This is a genomic window from Hymenobacter caeli (genome assembly GCF_013294115.1).
Lineage (GTDB): Bacteria > Bacteroidota > Bacteroidia > Cytophagales > Hymenobacteraceae > Hymenobacter > Hymenobacter caeli.
In genome coordinates this window covers 40,225-57,304 of the sequence record NZ_JABSNP010000009.1, presented here as the reverse complement: position 1 = coordinate 57,304, position 17,080 = coordinate 40,225, and the positions used below count along the sequence as shown (strand labels likewise).

Here is a 17,080-nt window from a genome sequence, read left to right as displayed (position 1 = left end):
CGCTACGCCATTTTTCGGGCCGTCACCAGCACCGCGCAGCCTGGCCACAGGCGCCGCTGCCGCACCGCCACGAAGCCGGCTTGCGCCAAAGCGGCGGTTAGCTCGGCCACGGCGGGGCCCTGGGCTGCGTAGCGGAGCAGGGCCGCGTGGGCGGCGGCGGCGGGGCGCACCCACGCCAGCACGGGCAGCAGGGCACGCAGGTACCCGTTGAAAAGCGGCCGCAGCCAGCCCGTGCGCGGCAGGGCCAGCTCCACCAGGGCCAGGGTGCCGCCGGGCTGGAGCAGCCGCCGGGCTTCGGCGACCAGGCAGGAATAAGCACTGGGGGCCAGTGTTTTGAGGCCGAACGCGCACACCACCGCCGTGGCCCGGCCCGCGGGCAAGGGCGTAGCCAGGGCGTCGGCCAGGTGCAGGCGCAGCGCGGGGCTGGCGCGGCGGCGGGCGGCCCGCGCCAGCATGGGGGCCGAGAAATCGACGGCGGCCACCCGCAGGCCGGGGCCGAAACGGCGGCGCAAGGGCGGCCACAGCTCGGCCCCGCCCGCCATCAGATCCACCACGCGGGGCGGGCCGCTGGGGGTTGGCAGCGCCGCCACCAGGGCCGCCCGCCAGCGCCCCAGCAGCCCGCCCGAGAGCCAGGCGGCCCAGTCGTAGGTGGCGGCCAGTGCATCGAACCGGGCCTGCACCCGCGCCGGCTGGTAGGTGGCCACTGGGGGCCCCAGCGGCCGTGGGGCCCCCAGGGCCCGTGGGCAACTGCTCAGCGGGGCACTAGTCATGGCGCGGGCGGGCGGTGGTTTGCGCGAGGGCGGGGGCGGCTTCGGCCCGGGCTTTGAGCGTGGCCAGCACTCGCTGGTGCATGGCGTCGAGGAGGTAGTCGCTCCACAGGTGCCAGTAGAACTGGGGCCCGATGCTGTGGCGGTACACGGTGCGGGCTTCGAGCAACGTGCGCCCGCCCGGCAGCGGCCGCAGCCGAAACGTGCCGCTGTCGACCTGGAAGTAGCCGTGCAGGTGCGGCGCGTGGATGCTGGGGTACGGGCTCAGCTCGTGCATGGGGGCGGGCATGTCGGGCGCGGGCACGGCAAACGTGAGCGACCGGCCGGGCACCCAGCCCACCACCGGCAGCCGCGCCACGCCCTGCGAGTAGCGGCAGACGAGCGTGCGCGGCCCGTGGGCGCGGCCGGCCTGGGCAAACTCGGTGCGCACCGGGTACACCACCCCGGCCCGGAACAGGCCCGTGACGGCCGGGTAGTCGGTGGGCTGGAGCAGGGCCGCCCACACCCGCGCCGGCGGGGCCGCCACCACCAGCTGCGTGACCACCAGGCGGGGCAGCGCCGGGGCCGGGTGCGCCGTTTCGTAGCCCTGGGCCAGCGGGTAGAGCAGCACGGCCACCGCGAACACCGGCAGCGGGTGCGGCCGCCGAGCCACGGCGGGCACCACGGCCTGCCCCACCAGGGCCCCCACCAAGGCCAGCACGAAGGCAAACGGCAGCGCCATCAGAATGCAGATGAAGCCTTCGCCCCCCGACGCCACCAGCAGCAGCAGGGCGCTGCCCACGGCCAGCACGCCCACCACGATGCCCGCCATCGAGGCGATGCCCTTGCGCTGCTCGTCGGGCCGGGCCCAGTTGTAGAAGATGATGGCCAAAAAGCTGCACAGCGCGGGCGAAAAGCAGAACACGGTGACGCCGTACGACTGGAATACGCCCACCGAAATCCACATCAGCCCGCAGCCCACCGCGCCCGTGCCCAGCACGGCCAGCAGCGCGCACACCCAGGCATTGCTGCGCACGGCATCCCAGGTGGTAGCGGGCGGGCCCGGCTGCGCTTCAGATTCGGGGGAGTCGGCCAGGGGCGCGGGGGCCGGATCGGGGGCGGGCGGCGGGGTATTTTCCAAGGAATCCATCGGGCAAGGAAAAAGGTAAGGAAATGGCAGTCGGTATCAGATGAACAGCTTCAGGAACTTGTCCCAGAACCAGCTTTTTTCGGCCTGCATGAGGCGCGTGAGCAGCTTATCGGAAGCGCCGGCCAGCTGCTGGATATCGGTCAGGGCCGTGTGAAAGGCGCGGTAATCGGGGTCTTGCGCGTCGCCGGGCAGGGCGGCGAGCTGGTCGAGGCTGCGCTTCATCTGGTCCAGCTCGCGGCGCTTGCGGGCCCGGATGATGCAGCGCGTGACTTGCAGCATGTCTTTCTCGGCCACGAAGTATTCGCGCCGCTCCCCGGCCCGCAATTCCTTGTAGGCCAGGCCCCAATCGAGCAGCTCGCGCACCGTCATGCTCGCGTTGCCGCGCGAAATGGTGAGCTGCTCCATCAGGTCCTCGGTGCTCAGGGCCCCGGGGCTCACCAGCAGCAGCGCGTGCATCTGGGCCAGGGTTTTGCTCACGCCCCAGCCCGCGCCCGACACGCCCCAGGTGTGAATGAACTGCGCTTTGGCCTGGGCCAGGGTAAGAGCGGGGACGGGGTTGTCGGTAGGGTTCATATAAGGGTAGGTTAGGCGTTGAGCAACTCTGCCACCGCCGCCGCGCAGGTGGGGTACTCAAACTGAAACCCCAAGTCCAGCAGGCGCTGCGGGTACACTTTGCGGCTTTTGAGAATCAGCTCGGTTTCGGTGCGCAGGAAAAACGCGCCGATTTTCAGCAGCCAGGCCGGCTGCGGCAGGCGCACCAGCGGCCGCAGCGCGCGGCCCAGCAAGCCGTTGAACTCCCGGTTGGGCACGGGGTTGGGCGCGCACAGGTTAAAGGCCCCGTCTGCTTCGGTTTGGGTGGCCAGAAACTCGACGGCGCGGCAAAAATCTGCCACGTGCAGCCAGCTCACCCACTGCCGCCCGCTGCCCTGCGGGGTGCACAGGCCCACCCGGGCCAGCCGCGCCATTACCGGAAACGCGCCCCCGTCGGGCCCCAGCACGATGGCCGTGCGCAGCGCCACCCGCCGCGTGCCGGGCGTGGGCCGGGCCCCCAGGGCCGCCTCCCAGGCCATGGCCACCCCCGTCGAAAAATCGTCCCCAATGACGCCGGCCGCCTCGGTATTGGCCGGCCGGTCGCCCGCGGTGTGCGCGTAAATCGTGGCCGTGGAGGAGTTGAGCCACACTTTCGGCGGCCGGGCGCAGGCCGCCACGGCTTCGCCCAGCACGCGGGTGCTGTCTACGCGGCTGGCCAGGATGGCGTGCTTGTTGGCGGCGGTGTAGCGGCAGTCCACGGTGCGGCCGGCCAGGTTCACGAGCAGGTCGGCGCCTTCCAGCGCGGCGGCCCAGGGCCCCGGCGTGCGGGCGTCCCACTGCGCGTAGTCGGACCCCGCGCCGGGGCCCCGGCCGAGGGCAACCACCCGGTACCCCAGCCGCTCGAAGTGCGCCCGCAAGTGGCGGCCCAGGAACCCGTTGCCGCCGGCAATGACCAGTTTAGGCGTTAGCATCCGCACTTGCCCCGGGCCGGTAGCCGCGGGCCGGTGTGTTCCGGCGCGCTCCGTTCGGGCAGGACAAATGTATCACAAGTTTCAATAATTATTGAAACTTGTGGAAGTTATTTTTTAGGCTCCAACCAACCCAGCGGGCGCTGCCTACAGCCGCGGGTTCACGGCTTCGCTTTTCAGCGCCAGCAGGCCGCCGGGGCGGCCTGCCTTCCCGCCTAGCGTTACCGGCGCAGCGCGGCGCGAGCGGCCGGTTACTGGCCGAGGGCAGCCGACCCGTAGATCAGCATCAGGGCCAGGGGCGAGCACACGATGCCGAGCAGCAGGTGGCCCTGGCTGGCCAGCCAGGGCAGGTGGGCCGCGTAGCCGCCCAGCACCAGCGCGAGGCACAGCACCAGCGCGGCCCCGTAGCCGGCCGTGATGGCCCGGGTGCCCCGGCCCCGCAGCAGCACGTGCAGCGTGAGCACGTTGAGGCCGAAGTAGAGCAGGCGGTAGCTCATGGCCACCGGCCAGCCGTGCTGGCTGAGGCCCGGCGTGGAGCCGGCCGCGGCCCAGTCGGCGCGGCCGACGACGGCCAGCGCCCCGTGCCAGCCCCGCGCCAGCCCCGCGTAGATGGCCTCGTCGCATTCCCCCATCAAAAACAAGAGCCCGGCCAGCCCCAGCAGGGCCAGCCACCGGGGCCAGCGGGCCCGCTGCGGCGCGGGCGCTACGGCCTTACGCGACGTACCCGGGCTCATACGACGGCCGGCCAATGTCCGTGCCCAGGTGCGCCCACCAGCGCCAGAGGCCCAGGATGGCGGCGTAGGCCACGAACGTGAAGGTGTAGTGGTGGTTGAAATCGACGGTGTGGTACCAGTAGGCGTGGTTGAGGGCCAGGGCCGCCACGCGGGCCACGTTGAGCAGGTACACGGCCGCCACGCCCAGCGGAATGAACCACGCCTTGCGGCGCAGGCTGCCCGGGTACGCCACCACAAACCCGGCAAACAGCGCGTACAGCGCCAGGCCGTTGCACGGGTCGCCGACCAGCACCGCCGGGTCGCCGGCCAGGGTGACCAGGGTAGGGTCGTGGGGGGCGGTGGCCCCGGCGAAGCCGGCCGCCCGCAGGGCCCCCGCCGCCGCGCCGGCCACGTGCCGGGAAAGGGCGTGGTCGAGGCGGCCGTCGGGGCCCAGCAAGTGCTCGTAGCCCACCCACCAGAGCAAGGCCAGCCCGGCCCCGGTGAGCAAAAACCGCCAGTACGGATGCGCCGGCACGTAGGAACGAAGAAGCATAAATACCAAGTAAAACGATACGCGACGAATTAGCAGGCAAAAGGAAACGGGTCGTCTGCCACCCATTGCCAGTTGTTAATCAATAATCTTACGGACAACCCCTAACGAACAACTTAATCACCCGCGCGGCTCCGGCGCGGCGAAGCCTGCACCGCCAGGCAGCGCCGGGTATCGCGGGCGGGGCCCCGAAACCAAGCACAGCGGTGGCAGCACAGGCTTCGCTCAGGAAGGCCGGTACGCGGGCGGCGGCGGCCTAGCGGGCGCGCTGGGCGCGGCGGCGGTCGCGGAGCTTTTTCAGGCCGAGGGCCACGCCGCTGGCCAGCAGCAGCGAAGCGCCGCCGTCGATGGGCACGGCGGTGGGGGGCGACGTGGGCGTGGGGCCGCCCGAGCCGGGCTGGGCCAAAGCGCTGGCGGTGGCGCACAGCACGCACACGGCGGTGGCGTACACGAGGCGAAGGGTATGTTTTTTCATCGGGGAGGAAAGTTAAAGGGAAAGTTTTTAAAAGAAAAACACTCTTTCTGATGCCACCAATGGCGGCTCAACCGCCCCGGCCGATTGGCACGGCCGGGGCGGTTGAGCCGCCAGGGGCCTAGCGCTCAATCATCACGCGCTTGGTCACCTTGGCGTCGCCTGACTGGAGCTGGAGCGTGTACACGCCCAGGGCCAGGCTGCTGACGTCGAACTGGGCGGTGGCCCCGGCGGCCGTCATGGGCAGCGTGCGCCGCGCCACTACCTGGCCCAGCTGGTTGTAGAGCGTGGCCGCCACCGGCGTGCGGCCCAGGGCGGCGGGCAGCAGCAGCGTGAAGCTGCCGTGGGCCGGGTTCGGGTACAGCTGCACCTGCTCGGCCAGGGCCGCGTTGGTGGTGGCCAGCACCGCGCTGGGCCCGAAGTACAGGCTGAAGCGGCCCGGCATGGCCAGCGACGCGGCCGTGAAGGTGTAGGCGGGCTGCTGCGCCAGGTCGATGCGGGCCCCGGTCTGGGCGTCCAGCAGGAGCACCTTGGTGCCGGCGGGGAAGTTGAGCACGCTGGCCGCGTTCAGGGTGTAGCTGCCCGTGGCGGGCACCTGCACGTCGAGCGGCACCGTGGTGGAGGCCGTGGGCCCGGTGAGCAGCGGCAGGCCGTTCACCGACAGCAGGTCGCTGGCCAGCAGGCTGCTCAGGCTGAGGCCCGACGAGCTGGGCAGCTTGTAGGCGTCGTAGTGCGCGTCGAAGCCGGCGGTGGCCCCCTGCTCAAAGTACACGTAGGTTTCGTCGGCCAGCAGCAGCGGGGCCCCTTGCAGCTTCAGGTTCACCAAGGGGCGGGTTTCGGTGCCCCCGCGGTTGAAGCTGGGCGTGGCGGCAAACGTCGTCACCCGGGCCGCGTTATTCAAGGCGAAGCTGCCCGTCGTCTGGCCGGCGCTCACCCGGGCGAAGAAGCCCTGCATGGCCGCCACCTGCGGGTTGCCCACGCCGTTCACGTAGCTGCGGTACTGGCCCACGTACTGGCCGGTGCTCTGGTACACGTAAATGGCGTCGTCCACGTTGTTGCGCGTCACGCCGCCCGGCTGGCTAAAGTCCAGCGGCGACGGGTAGGGGTTGCCCAGCAGCTGCCAGCCGCTCTGGGGCTGGGTGCCGCGCGTCAGGTTGGTGCGGACCAGGGGGCCGTTGTTGAGCGTGCCCGTCAGGTCCACCACGGCGGGGGGCGCGATGTTCACCACGTAGCCGCTCAGCACGCCCATCGGGTCGCTGCCCATCGGCACCACAAAGCCCATGTCGAAGGCGCTGGTGGCGTTGGCCGCGCTGGTCACGCGGGCCTGGTCGTAGCCGAACACGTTGGGGAAGGGCGTCACGCTGCCGCTGCTGGCCCCGGCCGAGTTGTAGGCCTGGTTGAAAATCGGGGTGAAGCCGGGCGTGTTGGTGCCCAGGTCGTCGAGCGTGGTGCTGGCCACCGGCGAGCTGTAGTGGCGGTAGCCCGGGCCGGGGTTAAAGGCCGGGTCGATGGCCCGCTGCATGGTGGCCGGGCCCGTCACGGCCCCGTTGGTGTTCACCACCAGGGCAGTACCGGCGGTGGGCGTCGAGAGCAGCGTCAGCGGCTGGCTGGTGCTCGTGGTCAGGTTGCCGTTGGTCAGGGCCAGGGTCTGGACCACCTTCACGCCGCCGTTGTTCAGGGTCAGGCCCGCGCCGTTGTTCACGGTCAGGCTGCGCACCTGGCTGGGCAGGCCCGTGCCGGTCATCTGGGCATCGAGGCCGTTGTACTCGTAGGTGGCGTCGGGCGCAAAGGTCCGCGTGCCGTTCACCTGGATGGAGCCGGTGGCCCCGGTGGCGGCGATGCCGGCGGCGTCGCAGATGCGCAGCGTCGCGCCGGGTTGCAGCACGAAGCTACCGGGGCCGCTCACGGGGATGCAGTTGGTGGCCAGCACGCCGCGGGTGTTCAGCACGCCGCCCGTCTGCACGGTCAGGGTGCCGTTCACCACGATGGGGCCGTTGAACGCGGCCACGCCCGAGCCGGTGATGGTCACGTTGTTGTAGGTGCCGGCTTCCACGGGCATGGCCGTGCTCACCGTCAGGTTCGGGATGGTCAGCACGTCGGTGGGGCCGCTGGCGGCACCGGTGCCAATCCAGGGCGTCTGCACGAAGGGGAAGGCCGCGCGGATGGTCGTGTCGTTCTTTTCCACGCCGGTCGTGAAGGTCAGCTCGCCCACGAGCCGGGGCGTCACGGGCGACGTGCTGGCAGGCGTGAAGTCGTCGTACCACAGACCGATGGCGGCCAGCACGAGGCCGCCCACCGCTTTCAGCTCAATCTGGTCCACGGCGTCCTCCAGGCGGCGGCCGTTGGGGAAGCCGTCCATGTTCGGAATGTTCTGGATGCCCGTGCCGGCGAAGCGCGAATCCGTCAGGCCCAGCACGGCGGCTTGCAGCAGGCCCTGGTTGCTGAACTCGGGGTTGGGCTGGCCGTTGACGGTACGCGGGGTGGCGGGCACGGCCATGTTCAGGCGCAGCATGTCGCCGCCGGGGTTGCCGCTCACGTTGGCGCTCAACGGCAGGAAGTTGTTGATGAACGGCTTGCCCGGCGTCAGCGGGTTGTTTTGCGTCTTGCCCGTGGCCAGCTGGTAGGGGGGCAGGTTGGGCACGCCGGTGTGGAAAATGGGCTTGATGTCCACCGAGCGGGGGCTGTTGGCCACCAGCAGGTAGTTGCCAAAGGCGGCGTCGTCCAGGGCCGTGCCCTTCACGGCCGCGCTGCCCTTCAGCGGAAACAAACCCGACTGCGTGTTGCCGAAGTCGAAGCCCGGGAAGGAGGCCCCCAGAAAGGGCTGGCCCGCCAGCGACTTGGTTTGCACGGTCAGCGGGATGAGTTGCGGCACGGCCCCGCCGAAGAGGCGCTGGTCCACGTACAGGCCCAGCTCGGGGTTGGAGAGGTAGTCGTCCGTCTTGGCGTCCTCGTTGTAAGGGGTCAGCGCGTTCCAGCGGTCCTTGCCGCCGATGGGGTTGATGACTTCGTTGGTGAGCGGCATGCCCAGGCGCGACACCTGCACGTAGTCGCCGCTGGCCCCGTTGCCGGTGCTGGCGCTGAAGGTTTGCATGGCCGGCCGGCTGGCCGAGGCCCACACGCCAATCACGTAGTCGCCGTCGAGGATGCTGGTGGCGGCCGACACGGCCTTGCCGTTCTTTTGCAGCGTGGCAATGGGGATGCTCAGCGCGATGGAGTGGCAGTTTTTGTGCGACAGGCCGTCGGGGGCCCCGGCGGGCCGCAGGTTGGCCAGGTCAAAAATGGCGCCCAGGTCGGCGAAGAACGGGTCGTCGGCGGGGCCGCAGAACACCTGCTCGCCGCCCGCCCCGGTGGCGTTGGTCACCGTGCTCTGGCGCAGGTCGGTGTACGAAGGCTGGCCCAGGCCCACTACGGGCGTGTTGATGGAGCGGGGCCCGATGTTGTTGGGGGCCACCACGCCGTTGCTCACAATGGCCGTAAACGTGGCCCCGCCGTCCGTGCTTTTCTCGCAGGTGTAGGTGGTTTTCAGGTTCTGCGCGCCCAAACGGATGTTGAAAAACGTGGTGGGGTCCTGGTTCACGCGCTTGAACGTGAAGCGGTAGGTCACGTCGTCGCCGGCCTTGGTGCCGTCGTTTTTCACGTGCACCTCGTAGCGCACGTTCTCGCCGAAGGTGGAGTAGTTGGGGCCCCCTTGGGGCAGCTCGAACGGGATGTAGTTGGCAATGATGACAATTTTGCTCGCGTCGTTGGGGTCTTTGAACGCGTAGAGGTCGGTATTGTCGGCCACCGGGTCGTCGGCGATGAGCGGGGCTTCGCGGTGGCTACTGGCCTCCAGGGGCGTGTGGGCAGTGCTCCACACCGAGAGCCCGACCGCCGCCGCCGCCGCAACGGCGGGCACCAGCAGGAACTTGGGTATAAATTTAGAAGACATGTTCTTCGGATAAATCGGGGTGAGAAAATGCGTTAGCGGCGGATGCGGTAGCCCTCCCACGGCGTCTGCACGTAGGGGAAGGCGGCGCGGAATGTCGTGTCGTTCTTCTCCACGCCCGTGGCGAAGCTCAGCACGCCGCGCAGCTGGGGCGTCACCGGCGAGGCGCTGGTGGGCGTGTAGTCGTCGTACCACAGGCCAATGGCGGCCAGGGCCGCGCCGCTGACGGCTTGCAACTCAATTTTCACCACTTCGTCCTCCAGGCGGCGGCCGTTGGGGAAGCCGTCCATGTTGGGGATGTTCTGGATGGCGGTGCTGCCGTTGTAGCGCGGGTCGGTGAGGCCGAGCACGGCGGCGGCCAGCAGGCCCTGGTTGCTGAAGTCGGGCGAGTTGCGCGGGGTGGCGGGCACGGCCATGTTCAGGCGCAGCATGTCGCCGCCGGGGTTGCCGCTCACGTTGGCCCCCAGGGGCAGGAAGTTGTTCACAAACGGCTTGCCCGGGGCCAGGGGGTTACCGGCCTTGCCGGTGGCCAGCTGGTAAGGGGGCAGGTTGGGCACGCCAACTTGGAAAATGGGCTTGAGGTCGACCGAGCGGGGGCTGTTGGCCACCAGCAGGTAGTTGCCGAAAGCGGCGTCGTCCAGGGCCGTGCCCTTCACGGCCGCGCTGCCCTTGAGCGGGTACAGGCCGCTTTTCCCGTTGCGGAAGTCGAAACCGGCGGCCGGCAAGCCGGCGAAGCCCGCCAGCGACTTGGTCTGGATGCGCAAGGCCGCCAGGGCGGGCACCGCGCCGCCAAACTGCGAGTCGTCCATGTACAGGCCCAGCTCGGGGTTGGAGAGGTAGGCATCGGTGATGGCCGCCTCGGCGTAGGGCGTGGTGCGGTTCCAGGCGTCCTTGTCGCCGATGGGGTTGATGGCCTCGTTGGTGAGCGGCATGCCCAGGCGCGACACCTGCACGTAAGTAGCGTTGTCGGTGGTGGGGGCCCCCACGGCGCTCAGCGTGCGCAGCGTGGGGCGGCTGGCCGAGGCCCACACGCCAATCACGTAGTCGCCGTCGAGGATGCTGGTGGCGGCCGACACGGCCTTGCCATCCTTTTGCAGCGTGGCAATCGGGACGCTCAGCGCGATGGAATGCACGTTGTAGCGGGCCAATCCGTCGCGGGCCCCTTTGTTGATGCGCAGGCCGGCCAGGTCAAACACGGCCCCGAGGTCCACGAAGAACGGGTCGTCGGACGAGCCGCAGAACACCTGCTCGCCGCCGCCACCGGTGGCGGCGGTCACGGCGTTCTGGCGCAGCGTGGTGTACGAAGGCTGGCTCAGGCCCACGCCCGTATTGATGGAGCGCGGCCCGATGTTGTAGGGGGGCACCACACCATTAGAAACGATTGCGGTAAATGCGCCCCCGTTGGTGCTCTTCTCGCACGTATAGGTGGTTTTAAGGTTTTGCTTGGCCAGGCGCACGTTAAAGAAAGTGCTGGGGTCCTCGTTCGTGCGGGTGAAGGTGAACCGGTACGTTACGTCGTCGCCGTTCGTGGTGCTCTTGTTCTTGACGTGAATCTCGTAGCGGATGTTCTCGCCAAAAGTGGAGTAGTTGGGGCCGCCCTGGGGCAGCTGGAACGGGATGTAGTCGGCAATCAGCACCACCCGGTTCGCGTCGTTGGGGTCCACGAAGGCGTACACGTCGGTGTTGTCGGCCAGCGGGTCGTCGGCGATGAGCGGCGCTTCGCGGTGGCTGCTGGCTTCGAGGGGCGTGTGCCGCACGGTGCTCCACACGGAGCACAACGTGACGACACCAGCCCCAGCCAACCACATGAGAGGTTTGGTAAAACTTTTCATAAGGGAAAAGGGAGAGGGGAAAATGGGAGGGAAACCAACGAACAAGTAACTATCGCCCCCCGGCCCGCTGACGAGCAACCCGGAGGAGCGGCAAAGCGCGGCCAGGCCTGCCCGGAAGCAAGCCATTTCAGTTGGGGTAACGCGGGGAATTGGGGGCAATCAACCGCCGTTGGAAAGACGGCGGCAAGCTTGTATCTCGCCGGCAGTAGCAGCGCAGTCAAAAGGCTCGGGACCCGGCGCACCGCGCCAGGCAAAGGCAAAAGAGTAGCGCGGGGAGTGCGTCGTCGCCCGGCCGGGGTAGCGCGGTCGGGCGACCAGGCTTGCGGTGAGGGCGACGTGATAAGTTCCTTTTAGAGGGGATATTATTGCCTACGAAACAGGATGCATCTTGGATTTTATGTAATCAGTTATTTTTAAAATAAATAGTAGCATAATCCGTTGAGTCGACACTAGCACAGCTTTATATCCAGGTAATCAGTAATATATGGCTAAAACCGGGGCTTCCAAAGGCCGGTAAACCGGTGGCTCCCGCGGCAACCGGGCCCGTTCGCCCCCGCGTTGGCGCGGGGGGGGCGGCGGCCCCCGGCTGGGCGCATCGCCCCCGGCCAAACGGCAAAAAGCCCCCCGCGCCGGGGCACGGGGGGCTTCCTCAGCGGCACCACCATTTCCTTACTCCCAGAGCAAGTAATTACCCATCAAGTACAAATGCAACAATCAACTATCTATCAACACGATACGAAGACAAGCAACCGAGCCCGATAAAGTAGGGGGGCGCTGAGTGGGGCGATTTAGAATAAGAACCACACCAATAGACACGCCCACCGTACCGGCTAGGCCCGCTCACGGGCGCTTTCTTCGAGAAATTTCCGCACCTCGTGGTAGTCGTGCCCGAGCAGTTCAATTACCTCTTGCAGCCGCTCCATTGTGTGGGGCGAAGTGGACGGGCGGGCCGGGATGCTGGTCGAGATGTAGCCCCGTACCTGCCACAGCTGCATCAAGTCGGCCACCGGCAGCCGGTAAGAGTCGTAGCCCGAATTATCAGAGTGCAGCTCGAACGAGCCGCGCCGGTCGGTGATGACCGCACCGATGCGTTTGAGCAGTAGGTTTTCGGCCGTCACCACCACGTAGCATTCCCAAGGCTTGAGCAGGTCCCAGCGGTCCACGTAGGAGCACACCACGATGTCGCGGTGGCCGAAGGTCGGCGACATGCTCACCCCTTCCACCTCGAACGCCCGGTAGGTACCCCGCTCGAAACCCGGCAGGTGGTACGGCTTCATGTCGCTCAGATATACCGCTTCGTTGAAGTGGCCGGGGTAGCCGGCTTGCACGGTTAGCGGCACGAGCAGGGTATTTTCCTCACCCGTCGAATCTACCGTCACCGTCAGCACCTCCGTGCTGGTCATGGCGCGCTGCGGCATCACCAGCCTAGCCACCGCATCGGCAGCCTCACCGCGCAACATGGGCCCCTTCCCCAGCATCAACCAGTCGCTGGAGATGTCAGGAAACTCTTTTAAGAAGTCTACCAGAGTAGGAAAGCTAGGTTCGGCACCCTGCAAAATCTTATACATTTTGCTGGTTGTGGAGTAGCCTAGGCGAGCCGTAACACTATTGGCATTCAAGCCATAATGTTTAAGAATCGCTTGAATACGGTCAGACACATTGGCGTTTGCTTCCATAAAAACGTGTACTGAGGTGCAACATTCGCACTATGATAAGTGTATCTTCGTGTCAATATGGCTTTGTGGTCTACACAAAGATACACAATTACCACCAAAATACACACGGATATGGAACAGAATACCAAAGAGCCCACCGAATTGCAAAAAGTCCTGGATAAACTAGGGCCTGGGCAATCCGTCGTGAAAGACGCCATTGCGGCCCTGGCAGAGGCGGGTATCAAGGTCAGCAAGTCGGCCATGTATCAGGTCATCACCGGCCGCAGCGCGAAGAAGGAGTTGGTAGAAGCCTTCCTGGCCGCCGCTGAGGCCGAAACCGAGCGCCGCGCCTTGGTAAAAGAGCGTGCCGCCAAGCTAGCCGCATAGTCGCCATGCAAGCCGTTCTCATCATCCCCGAAAACGAATGGCGGGCAGTCATTGACCGGCTCGAACGGCTGGAGGCCCAGCAGCAGACCGGCGTGGCCACCACCGCCGGCCCCGACGACATCCTGACCACCGACGAGGCCGCCGCCCTATTGGGCATCACGCCCGAAGCCGTGCGCGTGGCCCGCCGCGCCGGCCGCCTGCAAGGCGTGCGCCGCAATGAAAAGTCATTTGGATTCCGCCGCTCCGTGGTCGAAGCCTACCCGTTGCGCTACCAGCGCCCGGCTTAGCGCAGCGGCTGCCCATGAACTTCATCCAGCACACCCGCGCCGCCCACGAGCAGCTGACCCGGCAGCGGGCCGCCACGCCCTTCCATGTCAGCCTGTACTGGGCCCTGTTTTTCGAATGGAACGCCAACCGTTTCCCCGAGTCGCTGGAGCTTGACCACGACCACCTGATGAGCGCCGCCCACATCGGCAGCATCAAGACCTACCGCGCCACGCTGTACGACCTCGAAGATTGGGGCCTCCTGGCCTACCAGCCCAGCAGGTCGAAGTACCAGCCCAGCCGCTGTTTCATGTCGGATTTACTTGGGGCAGTTGTGCCCCCGGTGAACCATCCTACCGGGGGCACAACTGCCCCCGATGAAAACGACCACAGCGAGGGCACATCTGCCCCAGGTGACCACCCCGCACCGGGCCCGGAAGTGCCCCAGGTAAAATCCGCATCGGGGCCAGAAGTGACCCAACCACTCCTTATAGTTACTAAACGTGGTACTAATAGCAAACCTCCTGTAGTAGTAAACGGCACCGCCGCCGCCGCCCCAAAAAAAATAGGGGTGGCTTCGCCGGCCAACGAGGGACTTTCAGGGCTGGCCGAAGATTCGGCCGACGACTACCAGCAGGCCCCTGGCACAGCCCCAAAAAAGAAAGTTGCGCTAAAGAAAAAAGGGGTGCAGGCCGAGGCCATCCGCGCAGCTGCCACCGCCAGGCCCGACGAGCCGCGCCGGCGTGCTCCGCTTCCAGAGCTGCCATTCAGCCAGTCGGCCATCGCCACGCCCGAAGCCTTCGCCGCCGCTTTCGAAGGCACCGACTACGCCCTGGCCGACCTGCGCCACTACCACCAGATGGTATCGACGTGGCGCGATAAGAAAACCGGCCTCCCCCCCGAACGCAAAGACTGGATTGCTACCGCCCAAAGATTCATGCTCAACGATGCAGCCGACAATCGCCTTAAACTCGCTCCCAACGTCCAACGCTTCGACGGGGGTAGCACCGACCAGAAAAACCCCGGAGGCCCTGCTAGTGGCTACCGTAGCAGCCGCTACGACTAGGGAACTGGCCCGCGCCACTACGCCCGAAATCCGCGAGATGCTGGCCGATGTCAGCGTGGGCCTTACCCGCGAAGTCGCCCTTACCGCCCCCAAGATTTTCCAGCTTAACCGCTCGATAGGTCAGCGGGAGGTCGTGAAATTATTGGTGATGATACTGCGGGCCTTCGTCGACTCGCTCCGGGTGCCCGAGAAGCCCGACGTGGCCGACCTGCTGGAGCTGGCCGACACGCTAGCCGAGACCTACACCCACGACAGCATCAAGGATTTTATTCTGGCTTTGAAGGAGGCCCGCACCAACGGCACCAAGTTCTACCAGTCGCTCGACGTGAGCACCATTTACCGGCTGATAACGGAGTATTTCGACCGCAAAGCGGCCTACCTCGAAAACCGGCACCTCGACCGGAAAGCCGCCGGAGTCAGCCGGCAGGCCCAGGACGTGCAGCTGCTCGGCGATGCCGCCCCCCGGATGCTCGAAAACGTGGCCCAGCAGATTCCCGCCGACCACCCCAACGCCGCAGGCCTGCGCCAGAAGCTCACCATCACCAACCAAAAGGCCCGCCGCGGCCTCATTACCCCCGAGGAAGCCGAGCGCCAGCGCGCCGAAACCCGCAAGGCCACCGAGCGCAAGCCCCGCAAGGATTGGAAAGCGGGCCCCGAAGCGCAGAAGCGGATGGACAAGCAGCACCGCGAGGAAAACAACCGGCTGATGAATGGCAACCGCGACTAAAAGGCCCGCCACTACCACCTGCTACTACCTGGCCACCTGCGGCAGCATCTACCGGGTGCGAACCGTGACGGGCGGCAGCCGCACCGAAAACGGCACCTGGCAGGCCCGCCGCACCAAACGAGCCGCCGAGTTCGAGCACGAATACTACGCAGACTCCGACGAAGTGGCCCAGGCCGTGCGGCGCGGGGCCTTCACCCTCACCACCAAACCCTGACGCAGTTTGCCATGATTGCCAAAAAGCACGACCAGCTGCCGCTAGACTTCGGCACCCTGAAGGCCGGGGAGATTACCAGCGCCATCATTGCCTACCTCACCAGACATGGCTTCAAGGTATGGCGCCAGAACACCAGCGGCATCTACGACCCCGCAACCGGCCGCTGGCGGAAGAATCCCCAGGGCTGCAACGGCGTGCCCGATATTATCGGCTTTCGCCTTGCTGACGGGGTATTCGTGGGCGTCGAAGTGAAAGCAGGGCGTGACACCCTGCGCGACGACCAGAAGCAGTTCCTCAATGAGCTGAAGCAAGCCGGCGGCGTAGCCTTCGTCACCTACGATTTTGCCCAGTTCCAACAGTCATTCGAGGGCCGCGGCCTTCACCTGCAGCACCGCCATGATTAAGTTCCCTACCATCAGCACGTACTACGGCGGCAAGGGCAGCAGCGGCACCTACCAGAAGATTATCAACCACGTCCGGCCCCACGACACGCTGATAATTCCCTTTCTGGGAAACTGCGCCCTGACCCGTCAAATCCAGTGGCCCGCCCAGGTCATCGCCAACGACCTCGACCCGTTCATCATCGACCAGTGGCGCGAGGCCCGGCTAGGGCCCCGGCTCGACCTCTACAACCTGCCCGCCCTCGACTTCCTGGCCACCGTGCTAAAGCGCCCCGACCTCGGCCGGGTAGTCGTCTACTGCGACCCGCCCTACCCCCTCGATAGCCGCAAAAGCCGGGAACTGCGCTACACGCACGAAATGACCGAACGCGACCACGAGGAATTTCTTACTGCCGTCCGGTTCCTCCGCGTCGACTGCTTGATTTCAACCTACCCCAACCAACGCTATGCCGAGCAGCTGAGCCACTGGAACCGAACCGAGTTCCAAAGCCAGACGCGCCAAGGCATGGCCACCGAGTGGCTTTTCTACAACTACGCCCGCCCCGAGGTGCTACACGATGTCCGCTTTGCCGGCAACGACTACCGCGAACGGGAATACATCAAACGCAAGGCCGCCCGATGGGTAGCCAGATGGAAGGAGCTGAAACCCCACGAGCGCCAACACATTCTACAGGAACTGATGCAGGAGACCCACCCCGCTTTGCTCGCCATGGCCACCACCGCCACCCACGACGAGGCAGCTAAGTACGGCGGTACTTGACCACAGGCAGCCCCGTCAGGCTAGCCGGTTATCCGGCTACACTTGATTGACGCCCCGAAGCATTTCCCAACACCTCGTTGCCGGCGGCGAAATTCTACTCAATCGCTTTTATCTGATATGGCACACCGTACTGCTTAAAAAGCTTCTGCCTGAACTCGTACATGGTGTTGCACGATTTCATAACCTCAATAGCCTCATCACGGTATTGGGCCAGCAAAGCTAGGCCTTCTGGGGTGAGGTAATGATAAAGTTTGCGCGGCCTTATCCCGTTGATGTAAGCAGGATTTACTGCCCGCAACGCAGGTAACACCGACTTGTCATACCTGCCGTAAATTATTTCGCAGATTATTTCCCCAACAAACGCAGGTTTGATATATTCTGTCGGGTCGAATTTGACTTCGGACAGCCGGTTTATTTCCGAGAAAAAGGGGATGTTATTCGGAAACATCGGCAGATAGTCCGAAGGGTTACCGCAGACGATGGCGTTGATTTCGCCAATAGTTATTTTGAAACCGCTATGCAGCTCAATAACTGTCTGCTCCCGTTTGCGCTTCAGCTCTCGCGCCTGCTTTGCCTGCTCGTCGGCACCCAGAATCAGCATTCCGGCTAGCAGCAGCTGCTGCTCCCTGGACTGCTTGGAAACTTCCTTTGGTTTTTGAGTGCTCACGGTGGCCGGGCTACTCAATTCCTCGGGCTTTTGCGTAGTCTTTTTCATCAGG

Annotated in this window: 18 protein-coding genes; 7 read left to right on the top strand and 11 right to left on the bottom strand. The window is 65.9% G+C overall.

All coding sequences use genetic code 11. From position 1 onward, the window contains the following. Positions 1 to 2: 2 nt before the first annotated feature. The 10 genes from HNP98_RS10985 to HNP98_RS10940 form a co-directional block, all read right to left on the bottom strand. Positions 3 to 770, bottom strand: coding sequence for a class I SAM-dependent methyltransferase (locus tag HNP98_RS10985; protein ID WP_173810119.1), 768 nt, complete (start codon positions 768 to 770; stop codon positions 3 to 5). Beyond that, a complete protein-coding gene (locus HNP98_RS10980) occupies positions 763 to 1,896 on the bottom strand; it encodes an SRPBCC family protein (protein ID WP_173810118.1) in 1,134 nt (377 codons plus the stop codon). The genes HNP98_RS10985 and HNP98_RS10980 overlap by 8 nt, the downstream gene beginning before the upstream one ends. Before the next feature lie 36 nt (positions 1,897 to 1,932). Next, positions 1,933 to 2,469 carry a GbsR/MarR family transcriptional regulator gene (locus HNP98_RS10975; RefSeq protein WP_246275088.1) on the bottom strand — a complete coding sequence of 179 codons (537 nt, stop codon included), beginning with the start codon at positions 2,467 to 2,469 and terminating at the stop codon, positions 1,933 to 1,935. Between the two features lie 11 nt (positions 2,470 to 2,480). Continuing rightward, positions 2,481 to 3,398, bottom strand: coding sequence for a TIGR01777 family oxidoreductase (locus HNP98_RS10970; RefSeq protein ID WP_173810117.1), 918 nt, complete (start codon positions 3,396 to 3,398; stop codon positions 2,481 to 2,483). 248 nt (positions 3,399 to 3,646) lie between these two features. Further along, positions 3,647 to 4,129 (bottom strand): XrtX-associated membrane protein, encoded by a 483-nt coding sequence (locus tag HNP98_RS10965; RefSeq protein WP_246275087.1) that lies wholly within the window; start codon positions 4,127 to 4,129, stop codon positions 3,647 to 3,649. Beyond that, positions 4,107 to 4,661, bottom strand: coding sequence for an exosortase X (gene xrtX / locus HNP98_RS10960; protein WP_173810116.1), 555 nt, complete (start codon positions 4,659 to 4,661; stop codon positions 4,107 to 4,109). Before xrtX ends, HNP98_RS10965 begins: the two co-directional genes overlap by 23 nt. Before the next feature lie 253 nt (positions 4,662 to 4,914). After that, on the bottom strand, positions 4,915 to 5,133 hold the full coding sequence (locus tag HNP98_RS10955; protein ID WP_173810115.1) for a PID-CTERM protein-sorting domain-containing protein: 219 nt from the start codon (positions 5,131 to 5,133) through the stop codon (positions 4,915 to 4,917). Between the two features lie 118 nt (positions 5,134 to 5,251). Next, the gene (locus tag HNP98_RS10950; protein WP_173810114.1) at positions 5,252 to 9,058 is read right to left on the bottom strand and encodes a T9SS type A sorting domain-containing protein; all 3,807 of its coding nucleotides are present in this window, start codon (positions 9,056 to 9,058) and stop codon (positions 5,252 to 5,254) included. A 32-nt stretch (positions 9,059 to 9,090) separates the two neighbouring features. After that, complete coding sequence (locus HNP98_RS10945; RefSeq protein ID WP_246275086.1) at positions 9,091 to 10,887, bottom strand: DUF4331 domain-containing protein; 1,797 nt, start codon at positions 10,885 to 10,887, stop codon at positions 9,091 to 9,093. An 830-nt stretch (positions 10,888 to 11,717) separates the two neighbouring features. Further along, positions 11,718 to 12,455 (bottom strand): S24 family peptidase, encoded by a 738-nt coding sequence (locus tag HNP98_RS10940; RefSeq protein ID WP_246275085.1) that lies wholly within the window; start codon positions 12,453 to 12,455, stop codon positions 11,718 to 11,720. 219 nt (positions 12,456 to 12,674) lie between these two features. Here HNP98_RS10940 and HNP98_RS10935 point away from each other — a divergent pair, with 219 nt between their 5' ends. Genes HNP98_RS10935 through HNP98_RS10905 form a run of 7 tightly spaced genes read left to right on the top strand, consistent with a single transcriptional unit; the run spans position 12,675 to position 16,361 of the window. Then, on the top strand, positions 12,675 to 12,929 hold the full coding sequence (locus HNP98_RS10935) for a hypothetical protein (RefSeq protein ID WP_173810112.1): 255 nt from the start codon (positions 12,675 to 12,677) through the stop codon (positions 12,927 to 12,929). Between the two features lie 5 nt (positions 12,930 to 12,934). Beyond that, positions 12,935 to 13,216 (top strand): helix-turn-helix domain-containing protein, encoded by a 282-nt coding sequence (locus tag HNP98_RS10930; RefSeq protein WP_173810111.1) that lies wholly within the window; start codon positions 12,935 to 12,937, stop codon positions 13,214 to 13,216. Between the two features lie 14 nt (positions 13,217 to 13,230). Next, positions 13,231 to 14,259: a hypothetical protein gene (locus HNP98_RS10925; RefSeq protein WP_173810110.1), complete on the top strand. Its 1,029-nt coding sequence runs from the start codon at positions 13,231 to 13,233 to the stop codon at positions 14,257 to 14,259. After that, on the top strand, positions 14,231 to 14,986 hold the full coding sequence (locus tag HNP98_RS10920; protein ID WP_317171096.1) for a hypothetical protein: 756 nt from the start codon (positions 14,231 to 14,233) through the stop codon (positions 14,984 to 14,986). Before HNP98_RS10925 ends, HNP98_RS10920 begins: the two co-directional genes overlap by 29 nt. Then, positions 14,970 to 15,200 carry a hypothetical protein gene (locus HNP98_RS10915; protein WP_173810109.1) on the top strand — a complete coding sequence of 77 codons (231 nt, stop codon included), beginning with the start codon at positions 14,970 to 14,972 and terminating at the stop codon, positions 15,198 to 15,200. Before HNP98_RS10920 ends, HNP98_RS10915 begins: the two co-directional genes overlap by 17 nt. Positions 15,201 to 15,211: 11 nt before the next feature. Continuing rightward, complete coding sequence (locus HNP98_RS10910) at positions 15,212 to 15,604, top strand: VRR-NUC domain-containing protein (RefSeq protein ID WP_173810108.1); 393 nt, start codon at positions 15,212 to 15,214, stop codon at positions 15,602 to 15,604. After that, entirely contained in the window at positions 15,597 to 16,361 is a 765-nt protein-coding gene (locus HNP98_RS10905) for a DNA adenine methylase (RefSeq protein ID WP_173810107.1), read from the top strand. Before HNP98_RS10910 ends, HNP98_RS10905 begins: the two co-directional genes overlap by 8 nt. Positions 16,362 to 16,455: 94 nt before the next feature. Here the strand turns inward: HNP98_RS10905 and HNP98_RS10900 are convergent, their stop codons facing one another. After that, on the bottom strand, positions 16,456 to 17,076 hold the full coding sequence (locus HNP98_RS10900; protein WP_173810106.1) for a P63C domain-containing protein: 621 nt from the start codon (positions 17,074 to 17,076) through the stop codon (positions 16,456 to 16,458). Positions 17,077 to 17,080 lie beyond the last annotated feature (4 nt).